General features: G+C 62.0%; 19 protein-coding genes. 9 read left to right on the top strand and 10 right to left on the bottom strand.

Annotation, left to right across the window (positions count from 1 at the left end; genetic code table 11):
• The first annotated feature begins 6 nt into the window (after nucleotides 1-6).
• The gene (fbp, locus tag B0919_RS05350; RefSeq protein WP_078011185.1) at nucleotides 7-1,041 is read left to right on the top strand and encodes a class 1 fructose-bisphosphatase; all 1,035 of its coding nucleotides are present in this window, start codon (nucleotides 7-9) and stop codon (nucleotides 1,039-1,041) included.
• Between the two features lie 80 nt (nucleotides 1,042-1,121).
• On the opposite strand, the gene B0919_RS05345 is transcribed toward fbp, so the two are convergent.
• The 3 genes from B0919_RS05345 to yihA form a co-directional block, all read right to left on the bottom strand.
• Nucleotides 1,122-1,697, bottom strand: coding sequence for a DUF5606 domain-containing protein (locus B0919_RS05345; protein ID WP_078011184.1), 576 nt, complete (start codon nucleotides 1,695-1,697; stop codon nucleotides 1,122-1,124).
• A gap of 34 nt (nucleotides 1,698-1,731) precedes the next feature.
• On the bottom strand, nucleotides 1,732-2,217 hold the full coding sequence (locus B0919_RS05340; protein WP_078011183.1) for an energy transducer TonB: 486 nt from the start codon (nucleotides 2,215-2,217) through the stop codon (nucleotides 1,732-1,734).
• A 75-nt stretch (nucleotides 2,218-2,292) separates the two neighbouring features.
• Nucleotides 2,293-2,910, bottom strand: coding sequence for a ribosome biogenesis GTP-binding protein YihA/YsxC (gene yihA, locus B0919_RS05335; protein WP_078011182.1), 618 nt, complete (start codon nucleotides 2,908-2,910; stop codon nucleotides 2,293-2,295).
• Between the two features lie 525 nt (nucleotides 2,911-3,435).
• Between yihA and B0919_RS05330 the strand changes: the two genes are divergently transcribed.
• From B0919_RS05330 to B0919_RS05315, 4 genes are all read left to right on the top strand, one after another.
• Entirely contained in the window at nucleotides 3,436-5,688 is a 2,253-nt protein-coding gene (locus tag B0919_RS05330; RefSeq protein ID WP_254846484.1) for an OmpA family protein, read from the top strand.
• A 130-nt stretch (nucleotides 5,689-5,818) separates the two neighbouring features.
• Nucleotides 5,819-6,544, top strand: a complete 726-nt coding sequence (gene ubiE / locus B0919_RS05325) for a bifunctional demethylmenaquinone methyltransferase/2-methoxy-6-polyprenyl-1,4-benzoquinol methylase UbiE (protein ID WP_078011181.1) — start codon at nucleotides 5,819-5,821, stop codon at nucleotides 6,542-6,544.
• Nucleotides 6,541-7,290: a porin family protein gene (locus B0919_RS05320; protein WP_176132861.1), complete on the top strand. Its 750-nt coding sequence runs from the start codon at nucleotides 6,541-6,543 to the stop codon at nucleotides 7,288-7,290. Before ubiE ends, B0919_RS05320 begins: the two co-directional genes overlap by 4 nt.
• 105 nt (nucleotides 7,291-7,395) lie before the next feature.
• Nucleotides 7,396-8,154, top strand: a complete 759-nt coding sequence (locus B0919_RS05315) for an SDR family NAD(P)-dependent oxidoreductase (protein WP_078011179.1) — start codon at nucleotides 7,396-7,398, stop codon at nucleotides 8,152-8,154.
• 97 nt (nucleotides 8,155-8,251) lie between these two features.
• Here B0919_RS05315 and B0919_RS05310 read toward each other — a convergent pair whose 3' ends face one another.
• Both B0919_RS05310 and B0919_RS05305 read right to left on the bottom strand, forming a co-directional pair.
• Nucleotides 8,252-8,920 (bottom strand): alpha/beta hydrolase, encoded by a 669-nt coding sequence (locus B0919_RS05310; RefSeq protein ID WP_078011178.1) that lies wholly within the window; start codon nucleotides 8,918-8,920, stop codon nucleotides 8,252-8,254.
• Between the two features lie 54 nt (nucleotides 8,921-8,974).
• Nucleotides 8,975-9,466 carry a cytidine deaminase gene (locus B0919_RS05305; RefSeq protein ID WP_078011177.1) on the bottom strand — a complete coding sequence of 164 codons (492 nt, stop codon included), beginning with the start codon at nucleotides 9,464-9,466 and terminating at the stop codon, nucleotides 8,975-8,977.
• A 203-nt stretch (nucleotides 9,467-9,669) separates the two neighbouring features.
• On the opposite strand from B0919_RS05305, the gene B0919_RS05300 reads away from it, so the two are divergent.
• From B0919_RS05300 to B0919_RS05290, 3 genes are read left to right on the top strand one after another with little or no spacing between them, the layout of a single operon-like run.
• A complete protein-coding gene (locus B0919_RS05300) occupies nucleotides 9,670-11,025 on the top strand; it encodes a saccharopine dehydrogenase C-terminal domain-containing protein (RefSeq protein ID WP_078011176.1) in 1,356 nt (451 codons plus the stop codon).
• Between the two features lie 21 nt (nucleotides 11,026-11,046).
• Nucleotides 11,047-11,988, top strand: a complete 942-nt coding sequence (locus tag B0919_RS05295; RefSeq protein ID WP_078011175.1) for a hypothetical protein — start codon at nucleotides 11,047-11,049, stop codon at nucleotides 11,986-11,988.
• Nucleotides 11,981-12,685: an ABC transporter ATP-binding protein gene (locus tag B0919_RS05290; RefSeq protein ID WP_078011174.1), complete on the top strand. Its 705-nt coding sequence runs from the start codon at nucleotides 11,981-11,983 to the stop codon at nucleotides 12,683-12,685. Before B0919_RS05295 ends, B0919_RS05290 begins: the two co-directional genes overlap by 8 nt.
• A 44-nt stretch (nucleotides 12,686-12,729) precedes the next feature.
• On the opposite strand, the gene B0919_RS05285 is transcribed toward B0919_RS05290, so the two are convergent.
• A complete protein-coding gene (locus B0919_RS05285) occupies nucleotides 12,730-13,050 on the bottom strand; it encodes a DUF6686 family protein (protein WP_078011173.1) in 321 nt (106 codons plus the stop codon).
• Between the two features lie 496 nt (nucleotides 13,051-13,546).
• On the opposite strand from B0919_RS05285, the gene B0919_RS05280 reads away from it, so the two are divergent.
• The gene (locus B0919_RS05280; protein ID WP_078011172.1) at nucleotides 13,547-13,900 is read left to right on the top strand and encodes a hypothetical protein; all 354 of its coding nucleotides are present in this window, start codon (nucleotides 13,547-13,549) and stop codon (nucleotides 13,898-13,900) included.
• 9 nt (nucleotides 13,901-13,909) lie between these two features.
• Here B0919_RS05280 and B0919_RS05275 read toward each other — a convergent pair whose 3' ends face one another.
• The 4 genes from B0919_RS05275 to B0919_RS05260 all read right to left on the bottom strand — a co-directional run bounded on the left by B0919_RS05275 (nucleotide 13,910) and on the right by B0919_RS05260 (nucleotide 17,149).
• Nucleotides 13,910-14,629 carry a tRNA1(Val) (adenine(37)-N6)-methyltransferase gene (locus tag B0919_RS05275; RefSeq protein ID WP_254846483.1) on the bottom strand — a complete coding sequence of 240 codons (720 nt, stop codon included), beginning with the start codon at nucleotides 14,627-14,629 and terminating at the stop codon, nucleotides 13,910-13,912.
• Nucleotides 14,630-14,767: 138 nt separating this feature from the next.
• Nucleotides 14,768-15,235 carry a ribonuclease HI gene (gene rnhA, locus B0919_RS05270; protein WP_078011171.1) on the bottom strand — a complete coding sequence of 156 codons (468 nt, stop codon included), beginning with the start codon at nucleotides 15,233-15,235 and terminating at the stop codon, nucleotides 14,768-14,770.
• A 104-nt stretch (nucleotides 15,236-15,339) separates the two neighbouring features.
• Nucleotides 15,340-15,921 carry a MarC family protein gene (locus tag B0919_RS05265; protein WP_078011170.1) on the bottom strand — a complete coding sequence of 194 codons (582 nt, stop codon included), beginning with the start codon at nucleotides 15,919-15,921 and terminating at the stop codon, nucleotides 15,340-15,342.
• A gap of 160 nt (nucleotides 15,922-16,081) precedes the next feature.
• Nucleotides 16,082-17,149, bottom strand: coding sequence for an aminotransferase class V-fold PLP-dependent enzyme (locus B0919_RS05260; protein ID WP_078011169.1), 1,068 nt, complete (start codon nucleotides 17,147-17,149; stop codon nucleotides 16,082-16,084).
• Nucleotides 17,150-17,398: the final 249 nt, after the last annotated feature.

Genomic DNA, 17,398 nt, shown 5'->3' with positions numbered 1-17,398 from the left:
ACTGCTATGGATCATCACCAGGACCGCCTCGCGCTGCCGGTCGGCACCACCCTCGACCGGTTTATCATGCGCAAGCAGGAGGACTTCCCGTACGCCACCGGCGAGTTGTCGCAACTGCTGCGCGACATTGCTCTGGCGGCCAAAATCGTCAACCGCGAAATCAACCGCTCGGGCCTGATCGACGTTACCGGCGCTTACGGCCAGCAAAACGTGCAGGGCGAAGAGCAGCAGAAGCTCGACGTTATTGCCAACATCCGCTTCATTCGCGCCCTGCGCAACGGCGGCGAGGTGTGCACGGTCATCTCCGAAGAGGAGGAGGACATGATCCAGACCGGCAAAAACCAGGGCAAGTACGTGGTGGCCATCGACCCTTTGGACGGCTCGTCGAACATCGACGTGAACGTGAGCATCGGCACCATCTTCTCGATCTACCGCCGCCAGTCACCCATCGGGCAGGAGGGCACTCAGGAAGACTGCCTGCAAAAAGGCGTGCACCAGGTAGCGGCCGGCTACATCATCTACGGTTCGAGCACCATGCTGGTGTACACCACCGGCGCCGGCGTCAACGGCTTTACCTACGAAGCCTCGCTGGGCGAATTCTTCCTCTCGCACCCCAACATCACCACGCCCCAGTCCGGCAGTATCTACTCCATCAACGAAGGCAGCGCCAACTCCTTCTCCGAAGGCGTGAAGCAGTTTGTGCAGTACTGCAAGGACCAGAACTTCTCGGCCCGCTACATCGGCTCGCTCGTGGCCGATTTTCACCGCAACCTGCTGAAAGGCGGCATTTACATCTACCCGGCCACGGCCAAGTCGCCCAAGGGCAAGCTGCGCCTGATGTACGAGTGCAATGCCCTGGCTTTCATCGTGGAGCAGGCCGGCGGCAAAGCCAGCAACGGTACCAAGCGCCTGCTCGAAATGGAGCCCACCTCCCTGCACGAGCGGTGCCCGTTCTACATTGGCTCGACCGACCTCGTGGACAAAGCCGAAGAATTTCTGACCAAAGAATCTTCGGCCGTGCCGGTAGACGAACAAGCCTAACCGGAATCCGTCAGGCATCCAACAAAAAGCCCCGCTGATAGCTCAGCGGGGCTTTTTGTTGGGTAAGAATTGTGGCCGTGCTACTCAGCTTTCTTGCTGCCCTTGGACTTGTCGTCCGACGCTGCTTCGGGGCTGCCGTCGGCGTCGTCGCCAGAGGTGGTGCTCTGGTCAGGCACGGCGCCAGCGGTGCTCAGCGTATCGGTCGTGGCGTCGGTCTCCTCGGCTTGGGCGGCGGCTTCGTCGCCGGTGGCCGCGTCAGCCGATTGGTACTCGAGGCGGCTGCTAACAGCGCTGTACCAGTTCACCAGTTTCTTGATATCGGAGAGGTACACGCGCTGCCGGTCGTAGTCGGGAATGATTTCCCCGAGAAACGAGGTCAGGGCGGTGTCATCCGATTTGCTGGTGACGGGCAGCTGCTGGCCGTATTTCTGGTAAATGCGGTCAAACACCTCCGTCAGGGGCACCGTCTGGTCCGGGTCTTCGGTGTAGATGCTGATTTCGTGCAACAGCGAAACTTTGTTGCGGGCCGAAGCCACCGAGCGGCGGGCCTGCGGGTCCAGGGTTTCCACCAGCACGCCGTTGTTGGCGGGGCGCACGAGGCGGTAGAGGCCGGGCATACCGCTGATGGCGGCAATTTCCCTCAGGTCGTAGGGCATAGGAACGGGAAGAAAGGGAATGGAAAAAAGAAGCCTACTCGGCGGTGTTAGCGCCGGCCGGGCCGATTTTGAACGAGATGGGCAGGCTGGTCAGGATGGGGTATTCCGGCTTCTTGAACTGCAGCAGCTTCACCAGGCGCAGCGCTTCTTCGCCGGTGCCACCGCCCACTTGCTTCACCAGCTTCACCCCACTCATGGTGCCGTCGGGGTTCAGGGTAAAGCTCACGATGCAGGTGCCCTGAATGCGGTTGCGGCGGGCCAGCAGCGGGTACTTCAGCTCTTTATAGATGAATTCGTACATGGCCTCCTGCCCGCCTTCGTAGTACTCGGCTACAGGAATGGCCTTGGGCGCGGCCGTTGCAATTTTTGTTACCGGGTCCTGGCCTTGCGCGGCGGGCGCGTCAGGAGCCGGGGCGTCGCCCTCGGTCTTGGTTTTTACTTTCACTTTCTGCTGCGCCAGAGCCGGAGCAGCCGCCAGCGCCATCAGGGCCATTGCCAGCGCGAAGGTGGTTTTTTTCATGGGTAATCAGGAGGAGAGAAGAGGATAATAAGAAAACTGCGAGCGGCGCTGATGCCTGGCAATTACGCTGCCAATCTACGCATTCCCGTCCGCTTCGCGTAGCTGCCCGTTGACCTCCTCGATGAAGCCCAGCAGCTCGTCGCGGCCGTTGCGCTCGGTGGCCGAGGTCACAAACCAGCGCGGCAGCTCCTCCCACGTTTCGCCCATCTTATCGAGAAATACCTGCACGTTTTGCTGCGTGCGCCCGCCCGACTGCTTGTCGCTCTTGGTAAATACCAGCACGAAGGGCACGCCCATTTCGCCGAGCATGTTAATGAACTCCAGATCAACGTTCTGTGGGGGCAGGCGCGAGTCGATCAGCACCATTACGCAGCTCAGGTTTTCGCGCTTGGATAAATACGCGCGAATCATTTTGCCCCATTTGGCGCGGGATTCTTTGCTGACCCGCGCGTAGCCGTAGCCCGGCAAGTCCACCAGGTACCATTCCTCATTAATAAGGAAATGATTGATCAGCTGTGTTTTACCCGGCAGCGACGAGGTTTTGGCCAATGCCGTGCGCCCCGTCAGCATATTAATTAAGGACGATTTGCCGACGTTGGAACGGCCAATGAAGGCGTATTCGGGCAGCGTGGCCGGCGGACACTTGGCAACTTCCGTATTGCTGGTCAGAAAACGGGCGTCTCGAATGAGCATATTCAGGGGGCCGGGAAAAGAAATTTATGCCCGCAAAAGTAGCGCAGCGCCGCTTACCAATTTTGAGTCCTATTTTTTCTGGGTTCGTATTAAATTTCTTTCCATTCCGTTTGCAATTATTATTGCGCTTCTATATTTGTGCGGCTCATAGTGGATATTTTCAACTTTTTGCAGCCGGCAAAACGATTGGAAAATCCGGCACCCGGACCCCAAGGATAGGATGCGACGAAGGTCGTATTATAAAATTTTTATCTTTGACCGCGCTTAACCTCGATTTGAGCGTTTCTGAGGTGCTAATCGACACTGCGGATATTTCATCTGAAAAGCACGTGTTGATAAAATTACCCCAGCGGCGAACTAACCTTGGGTCGTGTTTTGAGTATATAGGGACGCTTTTGCTGCCCTTGGCCCCATTTTAGCGGGGTGCCGCCGCAAAACGCAACTTCCCTTCTCTGCAACTCCTTATTCCAAACTCCCCTTCCAATGGACAACTTCGTCAGAAGGTTACTACAGGCCTCGGTTGCTATGGCACTGACCGCTGCGGTGGCTCAGCCTTCGATGGCCCAAAGCACCCGAAAGCAACTGAAAACGGCGAACAAGTTCTTCGACCAAGAGAACTACCGGGCTGCCATCCCATTCTACGAACAAGTACTGGCCAAAGAGCCCAACAACGCTCTGGCTTTGTTCCGCGCCGGCATCTCGTACATGTCCTTTGACAAGGAAAAAGCCAGCGACTACATCTACAAAGCCCAGAAGCTGAAGCCGAAGGTGTCGAAAGATGTGGAGTACTGGCTGGGCCGCGTAGACCACCTGAACTACAACTTCGACGAGGCCATCACCCACTTCCAGGCGTACAATGCCACGCTGAAGAAGAAGGACACCCGCAAGGCGCAGATCGGCCAGCTGATTCAGCACGCCAAGAACGCCAAAGTGCAGTTCAACTCGCCCAAGGACATCTTCGTGAAGAACCTCGGGCCGACCATCAACACGTCGTACTCGGAGCACAGCCCCGTGATTTCGTCGGATGACAAGATGCTGCTCTTCACCTCGCGCTCGGAAAACGTAACCGGCTCCAACGCCGGCGACGACAAATCCAGCAAAGGCAAGGGCAACGTGGCCGCCGACGGCGAGTACTACGAGGACATCTTCGAAGCCAAGCGCATCAACGAAGACGAGTGGGAGAAGCCCCGTTCCTTGTCGGGCTCGTTGAACGGCAAAGGCCACGACGCTTCCATCCAGGTATTCGACAACGATACCAAAATGTTGATGTACCGCCAGGACGAAAACGGCGACATCTTCTACTCGGAGCGCAGCGGCACGGACTGGACGGCGCCCAAGAAATTGAACGGCAACATCAACTCGAAAGCGTTTGAGTCGGATGCCTTCATCACGCCGGACGGCCTGACGATTTACTTCTCGACGAGCAAGTACTCGGAAGACAACACGCTGGACATCTACTACGCGACCCGCCAGCCGGGTGGCGACTGGGGACCAGCCAAGCAGCTGCCGGGCCCGATCAACACCAAGTTTGACGACGATAGCCCGTACCTGAGCCGCGACGGCAAAACGCTGTACTTCTCGTCGCGCGGCCACAACACCATGGGCGGCTACGACATCTTCAAGTCGACCTACGACTCGATCGGCCGCAAGTGGGGCGCCGTGGAGAACATGGGCTACCCCGTGAACACCCCGGACGACGACACCTACTACCGCCTGTCGCCGGATGGTTCGTACGCCTACCTCTCGTCCTACCGCATCGGTGGCTACGGGGAGAAGGATATCTACACCATCAACTACATCAAGAACGTCAACATCCGCGGTAAGGTCTTCTCCTCGCGCGACAGCACGACGGTGATTCCGGGTGTAGAGCTGGTGTTTAACGGCCAGACCGCTGACAAGACGGCTATCAGCTTCCGCGACGTGACCAAGCCCGACTCGGGCAACTACCAGGTGACGGTGCTCTCGGGCCGCTCGTACCAGGTCGCCCTGTCGAAGGACGGCAAGCAGATCGAGACGCAGGAGTTTGCCGTGCCGGTGGTAACGGATGATTCGACCACCATCACCAAGAACTTCTACATCAACTACGTTGACACGACCAGCATTGCCGGTCTGGGTCTGAAGAACATCTACTTCGACACGGACAAGTACAACCTGCGCCCCGAGTCGGTGCGTGAGCTGAACAACGTGGCGACGGTGCTGAAGGCCAACCCCGGTCTGAACATCTCCATCGAAGGCCATTGCGACTCGCGCAACACCGACGAGTACAACATGGTACTGGGTCAGAACCGTGCTAACTCGGCCTTCAACTATCTGAAGAAGAACGGCATCACGCAGACCCGCATGGTGACGGTAAGCTACGGCGAGCGTCGCCCGGCTGCCCCGAACGATTCGCCGGAGAACATGCAGCTGAACCGCCGCGTGGAATTCCGCCCGGTACTGCAGGAAGGCCAGACCCTGCAAGACGTGATGACCAATGGCGCCGGCGGTGCTGGCGCAGGTACCGGTACGGGTAGCTCCACTACCACCGGCACGGGTACTTCTACCACGGGCACCTCGGGCCGCACCACGGCTCCGCTGCAGCCCGGCAAGACCAAAGCCAAAGCCGCCGACGGCACCAAGGTGAAAACCAAGGTGGACGAAGACAGCGACAAGGTGAAGATCAAAACCGAGGCTCCGAACGGCGAAAAGACCAAGACCACGACCAAAAACGGGGAACTGGACGGCAAAGCCAAAGACGCCACCGGCGACAAGACCAAGGTGAAAACCAAGAACGACTAGCCCCCGCGGGCACTCCTGAAAACGGGCCGGACCATAAGTCCGGCCCGTTTTTTTTAACATTATGCGGGCGGGGCCGTTCTATTTGGGCAATTTGCGGCCCGTTCGGCCGTTTGTACCGCACCTTCTCTCCATGACCGTAGTACCCTACAAAGACGACCCCACCGGCAAAAAATCGCAGGTAGCGCAGATGTTCAACAGCATCGCGGGGAAGTACGACTTTCTGAACCACTTCCTGAGTGCCGGTACCGATATCTACTGGCGCCGCAAGGCCGTGGGCGAGCTGAAACAGCTGCACCCGAGCCGCATTTTGGATATTGCTACCGGCACCGGCGACTTTGCCTTCGAGACCCTGAAGCTGGGCGACAAGGTGAATGTCACCGGCGTCGACATTTCGGAAGGCATGCTGGAAGTGGGGCGCCGCAAGGTGCGGGAGCGGGGCCTGGGCCACCGCATGGAACTGCAGCTCGGCGACTCCGAAAACCTGCCCTTTGAGGACAACGCTTTCGACGCGGTGACGGCCTCATTCGGGGTGCGCAACTTCGAGAACCTACGCCAAGGCCTGGCCGAAATGCACCGGGTGCTGCGGCCGGGCGGAAAGGTGGTGATTCTGGAATTTTCGAAGCCTCGGGCATTTCCGTTCAAGCAGGCCTACAACTTCTACTTTCGGCACATTTTGCCGGTATTCGGCAAATTGATTTCCAAGGACCGCGCGGCGTACACGTACCTGCCCGAATCGGTGCAGGCGTTTCCCGACGGCCCGGATTTTCTGACCATCCTGAAGGAGGTCGGCTTTACTTCTCCGCAATGGCAACCGCTTACCTTCGGCATCAGCTCCATCTACACCGCCACCAAATGAGGCTACGCCTGCTCCTGCTAGCCCTGCTGGGGCTACCGGCCGCGGCCCTGGCCCAGAAAAAAAGCTATACCAGCGCCAAGCGCGGTAAAAACGGGCAGGTAAAGTCCGTGACCGTCGACAACCTCACCGGCTACGACGATAAGTGGTTTCACCCGGGCTTCTACATCGGGCTGAACGCCTCGCGCTACCGCCTGGAGCATTCGCAGGCCTACGTAGACCGGCTGCGCGGCGGCACGGGCATTTCGGCCAACGCCAAGATGAGCCCGGGCTTCGCCGTCGGCTTTGTGGGCGACGTGCGCCTGGCCGACTACTGGAACCTGCGTTTCACGCCCGGCGTGTCGTTTCTGACGCGGCAGGTGGAGTTTAAGAAAGTGGGCGCGGCTCCGGATTCGGTGCAGGACCAGGAAATCGGCTCGACCCAGATAGACCTGCCGCTGCTGATCAAGTTCAAATCGGACCGGCGGCGCAATACGCGCGTGTACATGGTGGGCGGTGTGCGGCCCAGCTTCAACGTGGGCAACCGCAAGAAAGACCCCGAGCGCAGCCAGATGCAGGTAGGCAACGCCGATTTTGCCATTGAGTACGGGGTGGGGCTGGACCTGTTTTACCCGTTCTTCAAGTTTGCCCCCGAGCTGCGCTTCTCACACGGACTGAGCAACTTATCGAAGCCCGGCAATGACATCTACTCCACCAGCTTTCAGCGCATCCGCACCAACACGGTGACGCTGTACCTCACGTTTGAATAGTTTTTGATTGTCAAATGGCTGTCTGGTTGAATGGGTAGTGGTTCTGAACTGTAGCAGTTAGAACGACCAACCATTCAACCAGACAGCCATTTAACCATTTAATAGATGAAAACTGCTCTGATTACCGGGGCCTCGTCCGGTATTGGCCGGGCTACGGCTGTGGCGCTGGCGCAAGCCGGCTTTCGTTTGGTTATCACCGGGCGTCGCCGCGAGCGGCTGGAGGAACTGGCCGCGCAGCTGAGCGGCACGCCGGTACACCTGCTCACCTTCGACGTGCGCGACCGGTCAGCTGTGCTGGCGGCCGTGGCGGCCCTGCCGGAGGAATTTCGCAACGTGGATGTGCTGGTGAACAACGCCGGCAATGCCCACGGTCTGGCACCCATTCAGAGCGGCGACCCCAGCGACTGGGACCTGATGCTGGACAGCAACGTGCGCGGGCTGCTGAACGTGACGCACGCCGTGCTGCCCGTCATGCAGGAGCGCCGCAGCGGTTTCATCGTCAATATCGGCTCCATTGCCGGGCACGAGGCCTACGCCAACGGTAACGTGTACTGCGCTTCCAAGGCCGCCGTGGCTTCGCTGAGCAAGGGCATGCGGCTGGATTTGATCAGCCTGGGCATTCGGGTGGCTGAGGTCAACCCCGGTGCGGTGGAAACCGAGTTTTCGGAGGTGCGCTTCAAGGGCGACACGGAGCGGGCGGCCGGCGTGTACAAGGGCTTTGAGCCGCTGCGGCCGGAAGACGTGGCCGAAGTCATTCAGTTCATGGTGACGCGGCCGCCGCACGTGACGATATCGGAAGTGACCATTCTGGCCGGGGCTCAAGCCGCGGCTACTACCATCGTCAAACAGCCCACGCAGGCCTGACAACCGGAGAAACTGCCTGTTGTCCTTTGTCTGACATAACCGACGAGCCAGCACCAACAAGCCAACGGCCCGCTGATCAGCGGGCCGTTGGCTTTTGTCATAACTGGGCTTGCGGCTCTGCTAAGCGACGTAGTACGGGGGCTTTCAATTGGTGATTCCCCTCGAACCAAACCATGGCTGGCTGGGCGCCGTGCCCGCGCAGAAGTTCCAGCTGCGCATTGACGCGGCTCTCGGGCAGGTAATTGTCGGAGTCGCCGCAGACGAAGGTCAGGCGCGGCAGACGCGTGAGCAGGGCAGAAGCTTCGGCTGGATCGGCATCTTCGGGGAAAGTACCGGCCCAGAGCACGAGGTGCGCGGGCGTGAAGCCACTGCGCAGCAGCCAGCGGCTGACGGTAGTGGCGCCCTGCGAAAAGCCCATAACGGTTACCTCCACGTCGGCGGGGCAGGCGGCGCGCAGCTGGTGCAGCAGGGTGTCGAGGTAGGCAGAAAAGTCCTCGATTTCGCTGAGACGGTCTTCACTGGTCATCCAGGTGGCGCCCACGCGGCCTCCGTTGCCGTGCAGGTAAAACCGGGACAAGCCCTCGGGCGCGACAACCACCGTATCGGGCACGTGCTCCACCGCCATGCGAAAATGGCGGATGAAATAGCTGGCCAGCTGGCCATAGCCGTGGCAGACCAGCCAAAGCCGGCGGGCGGTGCCTAGCTCACCAAGCTGGCAATAACGAGCGGTGCGGGGCACCTGCAGGCGGTGTTCGTGGACTTCCATGGCGGGCAAACGGGCGGACTGACGGGCTAAAGTTACCGCCGCCCACCCGTTGGCTTAGCTGCGGGGCGGCAGCACGTCGGGCATGAACTGGAACGGCAGCAGATCAGCCAGCCGCTTGAAGCGCCAGATGGTGCCGTCGGGGCCGGGCAGCAGCAGCGGAATGGCTGCGCCCTGCTGGTTTTCAAACTCGATCATGACTTGCCGGCAGGCCCCGCAGGAGGTCACCGCCACGAACTCGCCGTTCTGGGGGCGGGCGGCCACGGCCATGAGCTTCACCGCCCGGACGGGGCGCTGCCCGTTCAGCCCGAAGAGCAAGGTGCGCTCGGCGCAGAGGCCGGAAGGGTAAGCGGCGTTTTCCTGGTTGGTGTTCCAGGCAAGGCTCCCGTCGTCGAGCAGCAGGGCCGCGCCGACGTGGAAGTGGGAGTAGGGTGCGTAGGCGTGGTCGGTAGCGGCCTGGGCGGCAGCCCAGCAGCGGGCTTCGGCGGCGGATAGCTCGGCCGGCGTGAGCACGTCGGCGGTAATGGTTAGGTTCAGGGTTTGGGCCATCGGGAGGCTCAAAAACGGCGGGAAAGAAGAGAGTGCAGCCACCTGAACGGTGGCCCCGTTGGGCCACGGGGGACGAAAATAGTACATTTCGGGCAGGAACCGGTTGTCGGTTGCGAGTTGTGGGTTGCCAGCAACCGGAAAACGATAACATTCGCAGCCGGAACCACTGCCGACCTGCAACTGCCCATTCCCATTCCACCCGCATGACCCGTCTTCTCCTGCTCGGCGCCGGCCGCTCGGCTTCTTCCCTGATTCAGTACCTGCTGCGCTACCTGGCTGCCGAGGACTGGCACTTGACCATTGCCGACGTAAATCCGGCGCCGTTGCAGCCAATCCTCGCTCCGTACGGCGAGCGGGCCCAAGCCGTGGCCTTCGAAATCGGTCAGCAGGAGCGGCTGCACGAATTGGTAGCAGCCCACGACGTGGTTATTTCCATGTTGCCAGCCCTGTTTCACCCGTTGGTGGCCAAGGCCTGTCTGCAGCACCAGCGGCACCTGGCCACGGCCTCCTACGCCACCGAGGAAATCCGGGCTTTCGAGGCCGAGGCGCGGGCGGCCGGCCTCACGTTCCTGATGGAGTGCGGCCTCGACCCCGGCCTCGACCACATGTCGGCCCTGCCCGTCATCGAGGAAATTCGGGCCCAGGGCGGGCGGCTGACCTCGTTCAAATCGTATTGCGGCGGGCTGATGGCGCCCGATTCGGAGGGCGACAACCCCTGGCGCTACAAGTTCACCTGGAACCCGCGCAACGTGGTGGTGGCCGGGCAGGGCACGGCCCGCTACATTGAGGGCGGCCGGCCGCGCTTCATCCCGTACCAGCACCTGTTTCGGCGGGTGGAGCGACTGGCGGTACCGGGCTACGGCGAGTTTGAGGGCTACGCCAACCGCGACTCGCTGGGCTACCGGCCGCTCTACGGCCTCGACGGCATCCCGACGATGCTGCGCGGCACCCTGCGCCGCCCCGGCTACTGCGCCGGCTGGGCCGCCCTGGTGGCCCTGGGCCTCACCGACGACTCTTACCGCCTCGGCAACGCCGCCGGTCTTACCTGGGCCGAATTGATCGAATCGTTTTTGCCGTCGGCGGCCCCGGGTGAGCCGCTGGCCGGGCGCGTAGCCGCTTACCTGCGCCTCGACCCGACCGGCGAGGAAATGCAGCGCCTGAACTGGCTGGGGCTGTTCACGACCGAGCCGGTGGGCCTGCCCGATGCCACGCCGGCCCAGTTGCTGGAGCGCCTGCTCACGGCGCGCTGGCAGCTGCAGCCCCAGGACCACGATATGATTGTGATGCAGCACCTGTTTGAGTACCTGCCGGCCGATGGCGGTGCCGTGCAGCGGCGCACGTCTTCCCTGGTCGTCATCGGCGACGACGCGGTGCACACGGCCATGGCCAAGACGGTGGGCTTGCCCCTGGGCATGGCCGTGCGCCGGCTGGCCCGGGGCGAAGTAGCGCACCGCGGCGTGGTGGTGCCGGTGCATGCCGACGTGTACGCGCCCATCCTGCAGGAGCTGGCCCAGGAATACGGAATCGAGTTTGTGGAATCGGAACACGCGCTGGCCTAGGCTGGCGGCGTTATCGGCCCGATGAAAGACTACCTGCTGCTGCGCCTGCGCACCCAACTCCGGCAGTGGGCCGAGCTGGGCTGGTGGCGGGCGTTGTTGCTACTGGCCCTGATGGGGTCGGCGGTGCGGCAGTTGTGGCTGGTGCTGGGCACGTCGCCAGCCTGGCAATGGGCGGTGCCGGCGTTGGTGCTGCTGAGCGTGGCCGCTGCCCACCGCCGCCGCGCCGACTTGACCTTTCTACAACTCACCGCTCCGCATTACCGCCGCTGGCTGGCCGGTGAGTATGGGCTGCTGGGCGCCGTGGTAGCGTTGTTGCTGGCCAGCCACGGCTACTGGCTGAGCACCCTGCTTACCATGGCCCTGCCGCCAGCGTGCGCGTGGCTGCCCCCGGCCATGGAGCGCACCCAGCGGGCCCGGCGCAGTGCGGTGCGCAGCGAGGTATTTGAATGGGTGAGTGGGTTGCGCCGGCACCTGGGCTGGCCCGTATGGCTGGGGCTACTAGTGGTGGCCGGCTGGCAACGCCACGTGGCCGTGGCGCCGGGCCTGTGCCTGGCGGCCTGGCTGCTGGTAGTTATGAGCTTCTACGACACACCCGAACCCGCCCCGATGCTACTGACCGGGGCCCGTAGCGCCGCGGCGTGGCTGCGGGGCCGGCTGGGCTGGGCCGCGCTATACTGGCTGCTCACGGCGGCGCCTTTTCTGGTCCCGATGGCGCTGGGACCGGCCGGTGGAGGCGGGGCAGTGCTGCTGTCTCTTTGGTCGCTCACGGTGCTGACGCTGGTGGTGCTGGCCAAGTACACGTTCTATCCCCACGTCACCATTATGCGCTACGCCCAGAGCGGCGTGGTGGCCTTGTCCTTTTTGATTCTGGTGCATTCGGTGTACGTGGCCCTGCTAGCCGCCGCGCTGGTGGGGCTGCTGTGGCGCAGCCGCTACCGCCTCAATACCTTCCGTTATGATTAGCGTACAGGACCTGCACTACGCCTACGACCGCCGCGAAGTGCTGCGCGGCGTGAGCCTGGAGCTGAGGCCCGGGCAGATGCACGGCCTGGTGGGCGCCAACGGCGCGGGCAAAACCACCTTGCTCCACTGTCTGTACGGGCTGCTGACCGGCTACCGGGGCGAAGTGCGGGAAAGCAGCGGAATGGCCCTTCGGCAGTGCACCGGGCTGTTGCCCTACGAGCCGTATTTCTACCCGCGCCTGACGGGCCGCGAGTACGTGAGCTTTTGTTTGCAGGCCCGCCGGCAACCCGTGAAGGGGCTCGATGCCTGGAACGAGCTGCTCGAACTGCCCCTCGATCAGTACGCCGAGACGTATTCGGCGGGCATGAAGAAGAAGCTCGCTCTGCTGCCGTTGCTGGCGCAGCCCTTTCACTATCTTATTCTGGATGAGCCCTTCAACGGGCTGGACCTGGGAGCCAACCTGCTGCTGATGGAAATCCTGCGCCGACTGCGGCGGCAGGGTACCGGTCTGCTGCTGACTTCGCACCTGCTTGCCTCCCTCACCGAGCTCTGCGACGACATCACCGTGCTGGCCGATGGCCGGGTGTCGCGGCATTATCCCCGGGCCGAGTTCAGCGCCCTGTCGGCCGATCTGCTGGACAACCTGCACCAGGAAAAGCTGCGGCAGCTGCACACGCTGCTGCCGGGCGAAGAGTAATAGGCCGCTGGCCGCCGGTATAAGATAGGCCGGGCCGCGTAGCACTACGAAGCGGCCAAGATCCGCTCTACTTCCAGCAGTATGGTAGTGCTGGTGAGCAAGTCGTGGAGCCAGACCAGCTCGTTGAGGCTGAACACCAGCGTGAGGTTGTCGACGGGGCTGCACAGGCTGATGCGGCGCGTGTCGGGCTCGGCCAAGGCGTCGAGGGCGTGGCGGCTGTAAAGGTCTTGCACAGTGTGCAGCCAGGGCGGTAGCTCGTGGGGCTTGACGGCTAGGGCCACGTTGCCGAAGTACAAGTGGACGCAGCAGCCGCTGGGGCAGCGCAGGGCGCAGCCGAATTCGTTGGAGTGCAGGCAGTGGCGCATGGGGTGAAGGCTTTTATAGCTGCCCGTTGTCAGCACGCGGAATATCCTGGATGGGCATTGCCGCCTTTGCCTGACACCGGACAACTGCTTGCGGTTGATGTCTCGCAGCCGACCGGCACAGGCAAACGTTGCCGTACCGATGCTTCCGCGGCGTTGGGCAGAAAACGGCGAGAAGTACCCAAAAGTAAAAGCGCTGATTTACACCACAAGACTTATTTAGAATAATTATAAATAAAATTGCTTTTGCGAAGTAGGCTCCTTTATCTTCGTTCCGCTGGCCCTAGATCAGCTCTGATTCGCAGTTTGTGAATCGCGAATTTCGACCTTCTAGCCCCGTTTTTGCCATGCGCAAGCACAACGGTATGCGGCCCCAGGATGTAGCAGTGCTGTTGAAGATTACCACCCTCGACGCTGCTTCCTGGCAGGGCAAAGACCTGGCCTCTGCCCTTCTGATCAGTCCCGCCGAAATCTCCGACGCCGCCGCTACGCTGGTCTGTTGCTCGACGACGGCCGCACCGTGCGCCGCGCGCCCCTGCTGCGCCTGCTGGTGCACGGCTTACCCTACGTTTTTCCTGCCCGTCCCGGCGCCCACGGCCCGGGCGTGCCCACGGCCCACAGCGTTGTACCGGCTCTGCAGCTGCCCCAGGCACTGCCGCCCTACGTCTGGCCCGCCGCCGACGGCCCGGTGGTCGGAGCCGCCATCGAGCCGCTGTACGCCGGGGCGCCCGCGGCGGCCCACCACGACGAACGGCTGCACGAACTGCTCTCCATAGTGGATGCGCTGCGGACGGGTCATGCCGGCCACCGCCAGCGCGCCGAGGAGCTGTTGCTGAAAAAACTGGGCAGCTAGGCCCCAACCCTAAAAAGCGAGGTAAAAGTCGCGCAGCAGCGCCCGAAACTCCGCGGAGTAGCTCTCGTCGGCAGCGTGGATGTACAAGGCCGCGGTGCTGACCGCTTCTGAGTGGCGGCCAAAAGCCGTAACGTGCCGCAGCGGCTTGCTGCCCGGCCGGTGATGTACCACCAGGCGAGTAACCGGCGACAGGCCGGCGCGGCGGGCTTCGCGCTCAAACTCCTGCATCTCCGGCGGAGGTAACAGCACCGTGAAGCGGCCGGTAGGGGTGAGGTGAGCCGCGGCAAAGCCGGCCAGCTCGGCGAAGCTCAGCGTGTCATCGGCGGCGTGGCGGGCCGCAGTGCGCTGCGCATCGGGCGAGCGGAGAGAATGCCGGAAGAAGGGCGGGTTGCTCAGGATGTGGTCGAAGGCACCGGGTTGGGTGGCGGCGAAGTCGTCCAGACTTTGCGCGTACACTTGGATGCGGGCCGCCCAGGGGCTGACCGCCGTGTTCTGCACTGCCTGTGCCGCCGCCCCGGCATCGATTTCCACGGCTTCGATGCGGGCCGTGGGGTTGCGCTGAGCCGCCATCAGCGCCAGCAGGCCCGTGCCGGTGCCTACATCCAGAATACGCGTGGCGCCTTCCACGGCCGCTACTGCCCCGAGCAGGCAGGCGTCGGTGCTCACCTTCATGGCGCAGGCCGCCTGCTCGATGCGGAAGTGCTTGAACTGAAAGTAGTCGTTGGGCACGGCGGAGCCGTAATTAAGGAGGCGGATGATGTGTTCCTGGCTGGCAAAGCGCTGAGACAGGAAAAGCCAGGGGCCGCTATCGGAGCTGCAATAGCAGCATTAGAGCAGCAGTGATGGAACTTCCCTACCGACGGTGGCTTATGCGCGCTTGGCCTCGATGAGCTCGTAGCCCTCGTCTACCAGCAGGCGGCCTTGGGTGGCGCTGCCCACGGCCAGCTGGTCGCAGCGCTCATTTTCGGCGTGGCCGTTGTGGCCGCGCACCCACTTAAACTGCACCTTGCGCTGCCGATAGATTTTCAGGAAGCGCCGCCACAAGTCCTCGTTGGCCTTTTTGCCGAAGTCCGGCTTCTTCTCCCAGCCAAATACCCAACGCTTTTCCACCGCGTCCACCACGTACTTGGAGTCCGTGACGACGGTGATGGGCAACTCAGGCCGCGTAATGGCTTCCAGGCCGATAATCACGGCCAGCAGCTCCATACGGTTGTTGGTGGTCAGGCGGAAGCCCTGGGTGAGTTCCTTTTCGTGCGGGCCGAAGCGCAGAATGGCGCCGTAGCCGCCCGGTCCCGGGTTGCCGCGCGAAGAACCGTCGGTAAAGAGGTAAATCAAGGGAAGTTAAGGAGTTGGGGAGGGTAGGAGTTAGAGGGCTTATGAGTTAGAGGATGAGTTGGAATGGGAGAGCAGAACTCATTAACTCACAAACTCATCAACTATCAAAAGTTTTGCTTGAAGAGCTTGATGGCAATGGCGAGCAAAATTACGCCGAAGACGCGGCGCAGAATGTCCTCGCCTGCCTTGCCCAGCTTCCGCTCGATCCAGGCGCTGCTTTTCAGCACCAGGTACACGAACACCAAGTTCACCACGATGCCCACCAGCACGTTGGGTAGCGAGTACAAGGCCCGCAGCGAAAGCAGCGTGGTCATGGTGCCGGCCCCCACGATGAGCGGGAAGGCCAGGGGCACGATGGAGCCGGTGCCGCTGGCCAGCGTATTGTGCCGGAAAATTTCCACGCCGAGCACCATTTCCAGCGCGATGAAGAAAATGATCAGCGAGCCGGCCAGGGCAAACGAGGCCAGGTCGACGCTGAACAGCGCCAGAATGCTCTGCCCCAGAAACAGAAACACCACCATGATGACGCCCGCCACCAGCGTCGCCACTTCGGAATTGATGCGGCCCTCGCGCTGGCGAATCTGAATGATGATGGGAATGGACCCCAGAATGTCGATGATGGCGAACAAGGTCAGCGTCACCGAGGAAATCTGCTTCAGCGAGAAGAGGGAGGCAAAATCGGGCATGGCAAAGGCTCAGGCGAAACACTCCGGCGCGTCAGGCCAGGCGCTGCCGAAGCATTTCGCGTGGTGACGTGCCGGAGGGTTGGCTTGGTAGAGCGGCAAAGGTAGCAGGCAGCATCAGCACGCGAGGTGCCGCGGCCGAGGCAGAACATTCTGCCGGCGCTTACGCCACCGCTGGCAGCGTCCCGAGCAGTTGCAGCAGCTGCTCGAAGGCCACATCGGGCAGGGCCGGGAAGTTGGCAATGCGGAACGTAGTCTTGGCCCAGGGCCCGTAGCCGCTGCCCAGCGTGAGGCCGGCCGCGGCGGCGCGGCGCTTGGCCTCGTCGATGAGGGCCGGCGGGGCCTGCACAGCTACCACCGTGGTGGAGCGGGTTTCGGGGTTTTGCACCAGGGGCTGAAACTGCGGGTTGTCCTCGAAGAACTGGTACAGCCGCTGGGCCCGCTCGCGCAGGTGCTGGTCGATGGCCTTGATGGGGGCGCGGTCGAGCAGCACGCGGCAGAGCAGGTAGATGGCCAGCACGTTGGGCGTGTGCGTAGTCTGGTGGTTGAGCATCTTCTCGTACATGCTCACCAGCGAGTTGTAGTGGCCTTTCTCCCCGATTTCGCGGGCCCGGGCAATGGCCCGCGGCGACAGGATGAGCAGGCCCAGACCAGCCGGCATCCCGAAACACTTCTGCACCGAGGCAAACCACACGTCGGCCTTGATGTGCTTGAGCTGAATGCCGCCCAGCGAGGAGGTAACGTCCACGGCCAGCAGCGCGCCGGTTTGCTGGCAGCGGTTGTAGAGGTTGAGCACGGCCCCGTCGCGCAACTGCGTGGCGGTGCTGGTTTCGTTCTGGGTGATGCAGACCAGGTCGGCGTCCTCCGGAATCAGGGCCGGATCGGGTACTTCTTCCAGCCCGAACTGGTGGCCGTCGCTGAGCGGGTGCTCCGTCTGGGCGTAGTCCATCCACTTCTCGCCGAAGGAGCCGTTGTAGAGGTGGAAGCTGCGCTTTTTGGTGAGGCTCTGGGCCAGTATTTCCCAGCATTCCGTGGCCGAGGAGGTGAAGAACACCATGTAATCCTGCGGAATGTTGAGCTTGGTTTTCAGCTCGGCAATGGTTTGGCGTACCAGGGCCGTGAACCGCTCGCCGCGGTGCGGGGCCGAGAGCCAACCCTCGTCGAAGGCGGCCGTCAGGTACTGCTTGATAGCGGGGTACACTTGCGACGGACCGGGGTTGAATGTATACATAGGTGTGAGAGGCTAGGAGGGGAGCGGCAAAGGTAGACCGCAGATAGCTTCCACAAACGGGAATTCTGCCGCTTCATTGCCATGCAGCGCTAGCACTGGCAGTCATTGCGAGCGAAGCGAAGCAATCCTTCCTCTGGTAGCACAACGGCAAAGCGTATACTACCCGATAACACAAGCCCCGCCCGAAACTGCAGAAGCTAGTTTCGGGCGGGGCTTGTGTTATCGGCGTGTCTACAGACCAAGACCAAT

Source organism: Hymenobacter sp. CRA2 (genome assembly GCF_002007105.1).
In the GTDB taxonomy this organism is placed as follows: domain Bacteria; phylum Bacteroidota; class Bacteroidia; order Cytophagales; family Hymenobacteraceae; genus Solirubrum.
The sequence above is the reverse complement of the archived record's forward strand: the minus strand, read 5'-3'. Positions and strand labels throughout refer to the sequence as shown.